General features: G+C 59.0%; 9 protein-coding genes and 1 pseudogene. 5 read left to right on the top strand and 5 right to left on the bottom strand.

Going from position 1 to position 10,586, the window contains the following annotated elements; genetic code table 11:
- Window positions 1–297 (top strand): winged helix-turn-helix domain-containing protein (locus ABIA35_RS47635; RefSeq protein ID WP_370362422.1); only part of this gene is annotated, 297 nt, incomplete at its 5' end.
- A 125-nt stretch (window positions 298–422) separates the two neighbouring features.
- On the opposite strand, the gene ABIA35_RS47630 is transcribed toward ABIA35_RS47635, so the two are convergent.
- The 3 genes and pseudogenes from ABIA35_RS47630 to ABIA35_RS47620 form a co-directional block, all read right to left on the bottom strand.
- On the bottom strand, window positions 423–1,253 hold the full coding sequence (locus ABIA35_RS47630; RefSeq protein ID WP_370362421.1) for a RelA/SpoT domain-containing protein: 831 nt from the start codon (window positions 1,251–1,253) through the stop codon (window positions 423–425).
- 119 nt (window positions 1,254–1,372) lie between these two features.
- A complete protein-coding gene (locus tag ABIA35_RS47625) occupies window positions 1,373–2,395 on the bottom strand; it encodes a DUF262 domain-containing protein (protein WP_370362420.1) in 1,023 nt (340 codons plus the stop codon).
- 927 nt (window positions 2,396–3,322) lie between these two features.
- Window positions 3,323–4,564: pseudogene (locus ABIA35_RS47620) on the bottom strand (IS256 family transposase).
- 439 nt (window positions 4,565–5,003) lie between these two features.
- Between ABIA35_RS47620 and ABIA35_RS47615 the strand changes: the two are divergent.
- The 4 genes from ABIA35_RS47615 to ABIA35_RS47600 all read left to right on the top strand — a co-directional run bounded on the left by ABIA35_RS47615 (window position 5,004) and on the right by ABIA35_RS47600 (window position 8,948).
- Window positions 5,004–5,510 carry a tyrosine-type recombinase/integrase gene (locus ABIA35_RS47615; RefSeq protein ID WP_370362419.1) on the top strand — a complete coding sequence of 169 codons (507 nt, stop codon included), beginning with the start codon at window positions 5,004–5,006 and terminating at the stop codon, window positions 5,508–5,510.
- Between the two features lie 422 nt (window positions 5,511–5,932).
- A complete protein-coding gene (locus tag ABIA35_RS47610) occupies window positions 5,933–6,457 on the top strand; it encodes a DUF4365 domain-containing protein (protein ID WP_370362418.1) in 525 nt (174 codons plus the stop codon).
- Window positions 6,454–7,683 carry a hypothetical protein gene (locus tag ABIA35_RS47605; protein ID WP_370362417.1) on the top strand — a complete coding sequence of 410 codons (1,230 nt, stop codon included), beginning with the start codon at window positions 6,454–6,456 and terminating at the stop codon, window positions 7,681–7,683. Before ABIA35_RS47610 ends, ABIA35_RS47605 begins: the two co-directional genes overlap by 4 nt.
- A gap of 323 nt (window positions 7,684–8,006) precedes the next feature.
- Window positions 8,007–8,948: a hypothetical protein gene (locus ABIA35_RS47600; protein WP_370362416.1), complete on the top strand. Its 942-nt coding sequence runs from the start codon at window positions 8,007–8,009 to the stop codon at window positions 8,946–8,948.
- Window positions 8,949–9,009: 61 nt separating this feature from the next.
- Here ABIA35_RS47600 and ABIA35_RS47595 read toward each other — a convergent pair whose 3' ends face one another.
- Window positions 9,010–9,702 carry an HAD family hydrolase gene (locus ABIA35_RS47595; protein WP_370362415.1) on the bottom strand — a complete coding sequence of 231 codons (693 nt, stop codon included), beginning with the start codon at window positions 9,700–9,702 and terminating at the stop codon, window positions 9,010–9,012.
- Window positions 9,699–10,544 (bottom strand): GntR family transcriptional regulator, encoded by an 846-nt coding sequence (locus ABIA35_RS47590; RefSeq protein WP_370362414.1) that lies wholly within the window; start codon window positions 10,542–10,544, stop codon window positions 9,699–9,701. Before ABIA35_RS47590 ends, ABIA35_RS47595 begins: the two co-directional genes overlap by 4 nt.
- Window positions 10,545–10,586: the final 42 nt, after the last annotated feature.

Raw genomic sequence — 10,586 nt, 5'->3', positions numbered from 1 at the left:
CTTCTGAGGTTGAAGGGTTGGGATTTCGCCAGCTTCGCCATGGTGATGGCGCGGGTGCAGTCGCAGCATGTTCGAACTATGGGATATCTGGATCGGGGGCGGTCTGAGCGTGAGGGCCAGGGCCGCGCGGGAGCGCTGCGGTTCGTCCTGGCGCGGGTGGCGCAGTTGGCCTTCGAGTTGTTCCGGGTGCGGCATACCTCGAATGGGGTGTCCTACCGGCTTCACCGCATGGGCTGGATGCCACAGGTGCCGCACCGTGTGGCTGCCGGGCTGGATGCGCTGGCCGTGGTGACCTGAGTAAAGGATTCCTGGCCGCAGGTGAAAGTACGGCTGCCTACCTCAGAAGCGTGGGGGACAAGGCGAAGCCTCATCTTCCACACTTGTAGTCCGAATCTCGGCGCATATCGACCCCGGGAGTAAGCTCAGGAAAGAAGAACTCTTTTTTCTGCCGGCCATCTTTTCGCTTCCATTACGAGATCTTCGAGCTCCGAGGATATCGCGACTTTTCTACTCTTAACGCCCCTAACTAGGGCGTCAAATCGTTCCCGAAGGAGTACGCCAACTACCTTATCAACCGGCCCTAGCGAAAGAGAATCTATCAAGTCTCGGTGAGAGTTGGCTAGTTGCAGGAACTCGCTAACGCTAACTCCCGCAGCGCTGAGAAGTCCTTCGATGGTGATCGCGAATCGCCGCATATCGGGTGGAAGGCTTCCAGCTCCCCACAAGATAACGGCAGAATCGATGATCTCGTTACGTTTGTCAAAGAGATCATAGTTGGGGTCTGGATCGACTTGCGCAACGTTCGAAATATTCGCTAGCACATCGTCAACAATTTCCAAAAGACCGCGGAGTCGCCCGTCAAGCCTAGCCTCGCGCCAAGAAAACCGCGCACCTTTGTAAATTACGTCGTGCGTTGATTCCTGAAGTGCGTGCTGGATGTAGGTGGTAAACTGCATCTCCAGCTTGACGTCAGCTAGGTCGCTATGGCGCTCAAGGTAGCTGACGGGAAAGGTGGCAATCAAATGCGGCTGCTGATACCTAAAATCTGTAGGCTTCCCCACATCCGTATTCTTCGTCTCGACTACAGGAAATACTTGTGCCGCAGTGCGAAACGCTGCGACAACGTCAGCGGGATGCAAGAATACGGCGCGAGCGGCAATTAGATCCTCGAGATCCCGTACGCTCGAATAATCGCCTTTCTGAAGTTTCGCAAACACTGATTCAACTGACTTCACTCGCACTTGCAAGGCCACGGGACGAAGGTCATGGAGCTCTGCTGCAAGTCTAGCTTGGAGCCACTCAGAGCCAACCTCAAGAGCCTCGGCTATTTGACTGTAGGACCCGCGAAATGAGGTCGGTACGCCAGTCGCCATTAGAGCCCCAACAGCACGTTGCCAAGTATGGTGGCACGTAGTTCTCTATTTGTCTTCTTGTTAGACCCTTGGACAGCGGCAATGCGGTACTCATTCGACCTTCGAGTCTCTTGAAGTTCTATCTCGCGAGCGAATGACTCAAGACGGCTTGCGGCCTCCTGTGGGCTGGGCAGAGTCCCGATCGCATACAAGTCGCCGACTGCTGCCCACAAAGAGTAGAAGTCTGCCACGTTTGAAAGCCGGTTCGACTTCAGCGATACATGAGAGTTCACCTCCCTGAGGTAATCCAGCGTCGCGATAAACCGTGTATCGGCCTCAGCTTCGCCATAGATTTCTCTATCGTTCTCGGCGTAGATATCGTCGAGATAGTCTTTACCCTCGTGGATGCCCGCCATGGAGATCGCGTAGAGCTCCGAAACATATTCGACATCTTGCATCCTTCGAACTCTTGCCTGGGTGACTAGGCCTATAGCGGTCCAGAAGGGATGCTCGGCAAGCTGCTCGACCTTTCGAATGAACGCACCATCGAACTGGGCATGCCTTAGTTCTTGCTTGTTCAGTCTGGCCACGTTCCTGTTAAGGCGGTCAAATGCGTCATTAAGCTCTGCCACCGAGGCTTGCCTAATATTCTCGACGGTAAAGACGTACTCCAACAGCGACAGTTTCACGTCTTCTGGAAGTTCGGAATAGTACATATTGCCGAGGCCGAGGTCATTCAGGCTCTCCGCTGTTGTAAACTCGTCGCGCTGAAACTCAAATAGCGCGCTCAACCGCTGCTTCCCATCGATAACTCGATATATCGTGGGCCTATCAACAGCAACGTCGACTTGCAGGAAGATGGTTGGGGCCGGAAAGTTCCTAATGAGGGAGTCGACGAAGAACTGCTTGTAGGCATCGTTCCAGACGCTACGGCGCTGATATGGCGGGTTGAAGTCAAGTCTTCCGGCAGACTGAAGGTCCAGGAACCAGCCAGCTGCTTGGGTGGTTGTGGAGCGTTTAAACTGGACTCCAGTTGCCGCCACGAAGGTCCCCTTCCGTGATGATCACTATCGACTCAAACCGACCAACCGAGGATACTACGGGATACGGATCGCTGGCTGCTAGTTGTGATCGTTGGATGTCGTAGGGCGGCCAGCTCTGTACAAGTAATGCCAAGAGGTTGCGTTGTGGCTAGCCGATGGCTTTAGAAACATAGTGAACGATTGTCGCGTCGTCGTGGCGCTTCGTACGTGGAAGACGTTCACCCCTGGGATCGCCAGACTCGACGGTCCGCACGCGAGTGATGAGACCGTCAGGCCCGTGCTTGTCGAGGAGATCAAGGTACGCCGGCCACTCGCAGAGTGACATTTGGTCAAGGGGTCGCGTAGCGCCATCGGAGTACAACGCCATGCGCCGTGCTTGGTCGCGTGGGTACGAGGCAGTTAGCGCGTGATAAGTGGCCTCAGGATCCTTGAACGCAACCCACCAGCCGTCTCCCCGATTTCGGGTACTGGTCTGCGCGTCCACGAGGTGCCGGAGTGCTTCTCGGTGCTCCGGCGTATCGAAAAGCAGGCCTGCAAGGGCGACCGGCTCCGGCTGGGAGTACCGCTCGATTGCCAGATAACATGTGATCTGGGGGCCATCGTCGGCTGTCTCGACGACAACCACGCAGTCAGATGGCGCGAGGGTATCCACCTGCTCAGCACCGATCCGGAGGATGCCATATGCCGCGCACGGAGTGTTCGGGTCGTCTAGGTTGCAGGGTGCACCGTGCAGATTCACAACGGCTTCGATACCGCGCGCTAGCCTTTCCGCGCGCGAGAGATCCGGGCGCCCCTGCGAGGGCGGCCGCGGTAAAGGCGCCTAAGCCGGCCACGGTTCACCACGTTCACCGAACAGCTCGGACAGGGTGGGGAGCGGCTTGTGCGCGCGGCCAGGTCACGTCCACTCGAGTGGTGTATGTGCTCTTGTTAGGTGGTCGTCTTGCTGCATGGGAGTGCGGCTGGTCCGGTGAACAGGGGTGTGGTGGCGGTGCCGAGGAGTTCGGCCATGGAGCCTTCGGAGAGGTAGCGGCGGTCGGCGACTTGCCATTCGTCGTGGAGTTCGGCCAGGACGGCGCCGGTGAGGCATTCCAGTGCTGCGGGGTTGGGAAGACCTGGACGACGTCGGCTCGGGGTCTGACCTCTCGGTTGAGGCGCTCCAGCGGGTTGGTGGACCAGATCTTCTTCCAGTGAGCCGCTGGGAAGGTCGCGTAGGCACGGATGTCGGTTTCGGCGGCCAGGAGCATGTCCTTCACCGTGGGGAACTGTGCGGCGAACAGCTCGGCGACCAGGTGCAGTTGGGTGTGGACAGCCTCGGCGTCCGGTTGGGCGAAGATGGTGCGGATGGTGGCCGCGACCATCTCTGCGGACCGGGCTCGATGCGTGAAAGGGCATCTCTGACGAAGTGGACTCGGCATCGCTGCCAGGCGGCGCCGAGGAACACCTGGGCGGTGGCGGCGACCAGGCCGGCGTGAGCGTCGGAGATGACTAGCTGCACCCCGGACAGTCCCCGGGCCCGCAGCGAGCGTAGAAACTACTTCCAGAAGGCCTCGGTCTCTTTGTCGCCGACGGCGAAGCCGATGATCTCCCGGACACCTGTGGCGTTGACGCCGGTGGCGATGACCACGGCTTGGGAAGCGATGCGGTGGTGACCCTGGCCTTGCAGTACGTCACATCCAGGAACACGTAAGGGAGCGTCGTGTGGTCCAGGGTGCGGCTCTTGAATTCGCTGATCTCGGCGTCTAGCCCGGCGCAGATCTTCGACACCTGACTCTTGGAGATCCTGCTGTCCGCGCCAAGAGCCTTGACCAGGTCGTCGACCGAACGCGTGGACACCCCATGGACGTAGGCCTCCATGACCACCGCGAACAGCGCCTGATCGATCCGGCGGCGCTGCTCCAGCAGTGACGGGAAGAACGAGCCGGTGCGCAGCTTGGGGATGTGCAGGTCCACGTCCCCGGCGGCGGTGGTCAGACCGCGGTAGCGATGCCTGTTGCGCTGGTTGATGCGCTCCGGGCTGTGCTGGAACGGTGCCGCGCCGATCGCCGCAGTGGCGTCGACTTCGATGAGTTCCTGCAGGATCGGCTCCAGCACGGTGCGGACCATGTCGGTGTTGTCGGAGGAACGCAGTGACGCCAGCAGGTCCAGTAGTTCAGACTGGGAGAGAGCCATCGCGGGTCGTGTCCTTCCACAGAGAGCGTCCTTCCATCTGTGATGGCTCCCTATGCGCTAGAGCCCAGATCAAGGTCAGTTACACCACACCAATGGACGCTATCGGCGGCCACACACAGAAGAACCCTGTCGCGCTCGCGAAGCCTCCGCGGATTGAAGAGGAGGAGATCGAGCCCTACAGCCGGTCCTCTTGGAAGCGGCTACGGGGCGCCGAAACGGGTTCCGGTGGGTTCTCGCGCTCGTCTTCGGCCTGAGGCAGGGCGAGGCACTTGGGCTGAAGTGGGAAGACTTCGATCTGGACATCGTTGGCGATGAAGGATTCCGGGTCCGTCGCAACCGGTTCCGCCCGCGATACGCCCATGGATGCTCTGAGCCATGCCAACGGCCCTACGCCGGCCGCTGACCGGTTCGTGTCTCCACGAGGCCCAAGACGGGGCCGGTGAAGTCGAAGGCCGGTCGCCGCTCGTGGGCGTTCCCCGGGCCGATTGCTGTCGTCGCCCGCATGCATCGTGCGGCGCAGGACGAAGAGCGAGCAGCAGCAGGCGACCGCTGGCTGGACGAGGGCTGGGTCATCGCGACCGACGACGGCGACGCGGTGAACCCGCGGAACGACTGGGCCGAGTGGAAGGGCCTGCTTCGAGAGACAGGCCTCCGAGACGGCCGTCTGCATGATGCCCGCCATACTGCGGCGACCCTGCTTCTGCGTGCGGGGATCGTCGAGCGGACCACCCAGTCACTGATGGGTTTGGGGAGACTCGCGGAACGCTCAGCGATATCAGCACGTGACCGGCGTGATCCAGCGAGACGCCGCCTCGCGCGTCGGAACTCTCCTGTGGGGCGTCGGCGAGCTGACTCCGACTCTGTCTCAGCGGGCGAACCGTCTCAAATCGTCTCAGGCGAGGTAACTGCAACTGGAAATGCAACTGAGACGGATCGCTCGCACTGATGTAGCAGGAACGAAACAGCCCTTGAGCTGCGTTTCCGCAGCTCAAGGGCTGTTTTCGAAGCGGTGACGGTGGGATTTGAACCCACGGAGGCTTGCACCTCACACGCTTTCGAGTCGTCCCTCTTGGCGTTCACGCTGGTTGCGTGGCTCGCCGTCCTGGCTGCGACCTGCTGGAACGGGAACTTCGGCGAGTCCAGAGGGCGGGGAGTACAGCGTGAACTGAGACCCCAACTGAGCCCGTGGCTGACACGGCGACTCGGCGGTGTTTGCCGGGCGCCGGCGGCCGAAGGCTGAGCGATGCTAGGTGAGATCACCGTTGCTGAGGCCTTACCAGAGCCCTGATCTACTGGTAGTAATTTCAGTAGTGCACCCACCGTAAGCAGCGGCGTAAGGGCGAAATGCCACCCTGGGGAGGGCCAACGGTGATCGAGCCTGTAGACACCACGACGTTCACGACGTGCATGGAGCAGTTGCAAGAGGGCTACGTAGCCACCGTTGCAGCGGCTGCGGGTTGCACAATGGAGTTCGTGCGTCGCGATATCTACGGCATCGATGTTCGGCTCATTAGGCCGCGCGGCGTAGACGCTGAGGAAATTCGGGTGGACGCGCAGTTGAAGAATTCGACGCGTGTAAAACCGAACCCGGGAGCCTCTCACTTCAGCTTTCAGTTCAAGGAGCGCTCACACATGGCGCACCTAACTAAGCCTCGTGGGCAGGCAAAAGCAATATTAGTCGTTATGGCTACAACCGGGAGCCAGAAGGCTTGGACTGAAACGAGCCACGATCAGCACATCGTACGGCACTGCTGCTATTGGATGAATCTTGAAGGTCACGAAATCAAGGATGGTGTAAAATCACCATCAGTTCGTGTGCCTACAGCTAACATTTTCGATGCCGAAGCCTTGACGATGATTCTCGACAAGTTGGAGCGAGGTGAGCCACTGTGAACAGTATCCAGTCAGGGCTTGTCGATCCAGCGCGCTTGAGCATCCTGCTGGAGGAGGCTGGTTGGCGTTTGGTTGGCGGGCGCCCCAACGTCTACAGCAGGTTTGCTCCGCCTGATGAATCTGTAGATGGGCGAACGAGATCCCTCGTAGTTCCACTCGATATGTCTGCACCGGACTTTGAAGACTCTATGAGTGCTGCGCTTGCGGAGCTTTCAGGTGCGGAGTATCGCGATAGTTGGCTTCGAGAAATTTCACCGAGACTCGGTAGCGCTCCGTCGGATCAGTTCAAATTTCGCAAGGAGAGCGGCGCGCCGATAGGGCTAATTGCCTGGCGGCAAGGAGAGCAGCTAATTCGCTCGGCGCAGTCGGCGCTCTTGGCTGGCGCGAAGACCTGGCAGAAGCGGGCTCGATATTTTGGAAGTCGTGAAGGTCGCTTTGCTGGCCGATATCTTGACTCTATCCTCATGGGGCAGACGGCAGTAGGAAGCTATGTAGTTACGGCCTATGCGCCGACCGACACCTCTGTTGCCGTGCGGGGCGACGCGGTTAACGCGCTTGGCTACGAGAATATCGACTACGTCTTTAGTCGGGAAGTAACCGTGGCGGTTGTACGTGCCATGCAGGCAACAGCAGAGGCTGTTCAGCATTATCATTCCACGGGATCGTATTCGGGTTTCGACGCGGGTGTTGCCTCTGGCGTCTCATCGGAAATGGCGACGGCGCTAAGTGGCATTGCCTCCGATTCGGATGGCGCAGACATCGCCATCGAATGGGACCGTGCAGTCCCGCTTAGTGATTCGAGTCTTGATAGCTACTTCGAGCTGCAAGCAAGCGATGCGCCTGTTTTGGTGGCGGCATCGGAGCAGCTGGCTGAGGGCGATCCAGCCCGGAGTGTCACCGTAACTGGAAGAGTGGAGGTCTTGACCAAGAAACAGGCCGGTGGACCTGGTGTTATAGCGATTGAAATCTTCGGTTCCGAGTCGCCGCGTAGAGTGCGCGTGCGTGTAGTGTCGCCCGATGATCACCATCAGATGGTTCGCGCATATGACGAGGATCTAGCTGTCCAGGTTTCGGGAGAGATTCGGCGCGAGGGCAACTATTATTGGCTGGACGACGCCCGTCTAATCTCGATACTCGGGAGTATTGAAGAGCTTGCATCGCGTTTCGACGTAAACCCTTCTCAAGAGCAACTCTTTGACGACGACTCCGAAGACTTCGAAACCTGACGGTAAAGGCGGCCATCTGCGAGCCGTGGTCAGGTCAGGCCCGCCTGAGAACTACGGAGCGCGGTCCGGGAGGAACGTCAAATCCCGCTGTTGATTTCACCGCGCCGAAAGGGCACCTTCAGTAGTTTCCCTCCGTATTTATGCAAAAGCTGCCCACTTGCACGCTGATGCTGCCAGTATTCGAGGGGGAGCGCTCAGTAGACAACGAGGCTGTTCAAAAGGGGGACGCGATGACGGATCCAGGACCGGCTACCACCTCGGGTGCTTGGACTACGGTCCCAGCCGAGCATCAAGCGTCAACTGACTCTGGCGGGTCATGGACGGTGACGGCAGACCCAGACAGCGCCGAATCTCCGCCGATCTCGACCACTACATCTAGTCCAGACAGCAGGGACGAATCTTCGCGAAAAGCCCGCACGATTCGAGCAGCGCTGCGTATTGCAGTGGCTATCTGGTGCGCTTACGTAGCGACCCAGACAATAGTTATCCTGACCGGCGTATTCGTAATAAACACGCCGCTAGAAGCTACGGTCTATGCGGCGGTGTTGGCCATCACTGTGTTTGGCGCCGCCTACTGGCTCCTACGCCGATTGAGCGAGCAGGCTGGCGATCGGACGCGGCATCGACTGACTGAAGCGATCAGTAGCGACGCCGATGTGCCGCAGGTCCGCGTATATGGAGATAGGGCGACCATCCATCTGCATAACCAGGGCCAAGGCAACGCAACTGATGAGCAAAAAACGAGCCGGTTCGTCGATGAGGCCATCAAAGCGGCGATTCATGATGACGCTGAGCAAAAACTCTTGGTGCAAATGTATAGCGAAAGGCTAGAGCAAGCTAAGATCTGGTTTTGGTGTTCTGTCGGATTTGGAAGCCTTGGCGCAATAATCCTCCTCGCAGGAATTGGGTTGGCTGTCTTCCATGCCAATACCTCCGGGCAAAGGTATATCGGTATCGTAACTAGCGCCGCTAGCGTTGTGCCAAACCTTCTGGCCCTACTGTTCTTCCGTCAGTCGAACCTTGCTCAACGGATGATGGAGAATCAAGCCGAACAGTTGCGTGAGGTCACGCGAGAGAAACGGAACGTAATCATCCATGAAGGTCGCCTGTCTCTCGCGGTCGATCTGCTCGAAAAGATTTCGGACATGAAGCTTCAGGACGCGCAACGTGCAAAGTTGGCTAGGCGAGTCTCGTCCGGAGAGCAAACCTCAGAAGTTCCGTCTGAACGTTCAGAATCTGACAGCCCATCACAAAAAACCTCGTGAGAAGATCCCCACTCGGGTTGTGTGGTAACGACTTCCCTCATGGGACATCACGCATTCAAAGTCAGTAGCCGCTCGTATCGTCTATCAGTGATTCTGATAGTTCGGTCATGTGCGTCACGATGACTTCAGCGCCGGCAGCCGTGAAGGTCTCGTTCTTGCCCAGCTTGTTCGCGTAGCCGATGGCGGCTACCCCCGCTGCATGCGCAGCTTCGATGTCCGTAACAGAGTCGCCGATCAGTACGCTGCGTTCCGGCTGCTGCCCAGTTGCCTCGATGGCGGCGAGGAGTAAATGAGGGTTTGGCTTCAGTAGTTCGGGATTTGGGCTGCGCCGCGCAGAAACGAAAGATACGTAGCGTGCCAGGTCATGACGATGTAGGTACTCCTCTACGGCATCCGCACCGTTGTTGCTGACTACCGTCACGACCTTGCCCGCACGATGGCACTCTGCGATAGCGTCATGCGCGCCCGGAGTTGGTTCCGCAGACTCGATGGCTACCAGTTCCTCATCGCGAAACAGTTGCCGTACCTGTTCGGCAAGTGCGGTTGGTAGCGCTGGCGCTGCGTGCAGGTACTCCATTGGATCCGAAGCCGCCAGAAGGTCAGTCGGCAGTTTCGCGGATGCCTGGACGAGTCTCCGAAGTCGGTCAGCGACTTCTGGCGCTGGCCGACCAGCGAACACACTGCACACAGGTCCGTCGAAGTCGAACATGACGTGTTTGGAACGGCCGAGGACTTGCGCGAGGTTGTCGTTCATTGTCCGACCACCTCTCTACCGACGCTCCCCCACACCCCGTCGAACCATGTCTGTGCCTGCTCTACAAACTGGCTGTCCTTGGTGTCCTTGTCCTCAGTCATCGAGTGATGGAACAGGATCGAGTTCTTTCCCATCGGGTCGAAGATCTCGACCTGTTCTCCGTTGATCGGCACCGAGTGGCGGATTACGGGATAGAAGCCAAAGAAGGCCTCTTCCTTGTTGATGATGTATAGCTTGAACAGCGGTACTCCACCGTAGACGCGGATCTCTGCCGAGGTCTTGCCCACAAGCCCAAGCTCCGCCAGCTCAGCGACGGATTCGGCGATCCCCTGCGTGTTGCGAAGCATGATCCTGTTCATCCGCTCGCGAACCGCCGGATCATCTGCCAAATCTTCCGCTCGGACTGGAAGGCCCATCGGAATGGTCATGTCCGGCAGCAGTATCCGGATGCTGATCGAATCGGGGGTGAGCCGGCCTTCTCGGATCCTGTCCAGCGGTTCCTGAACGGCGCCGTACAGGGTCTCACCGGAGAACCCTGCGAAGTCGAGCGTCACTGCGGACGCAGCGAACGCGCGCTCAATGTGTGGCCGCAGGCCGACCGGGCGTTCGGCGCGCTCACGGACGAAGACGCCACTGCCCTGGCGGGACACGATCAGACCCTCACCGCGAAGGATGTCCAGGCCGTTCTGCACGGTCTGTCGCGCAACGCCGTAGCGCTGCGCCAGCTCAGCGCCAGAAGGCAGCTTCTCGCCAGGAGCAAGCTTCTTGGTCAGGATCGCCGCGCGTAGCTGGTTGGCGATCTGGATGTAGGGCGGCCGCGGGTCGTCCTGGTCGAGGCTCATAGGGACAGTCTACGGAAAAGAACCAGGTCATCTAGGCGTCTA

This window comes from Catenulispora sp. MAP12-49, assembly GCF_041262705.1.
Classification (GTDB): domain Bacteria; phylum Actinomycetota; class Actinomycetes; order Streptomycetales; family Catenulisporaceae; genus Catenulispora.
This window is presented reverse-complemented; position numbering and strand designations above follow the sequence as displayed.

Coding starts and splice junctions, on each gene's coding strand:
- ABIA35_RS47595 (WP_370362415.1), bottom strand. CDS start 9,702: ATGAACGACAACCTCGCGCAAGTCCTCGGCCGTTCCAAACACGTCATG.
- ABIA35_RS47590 (WP_370362414.1), bottom strand. CDS start 10,544: ATGAGCCTCGACCAGGACGACCCGCGGCCGCCCTACATCCAGATCGCC.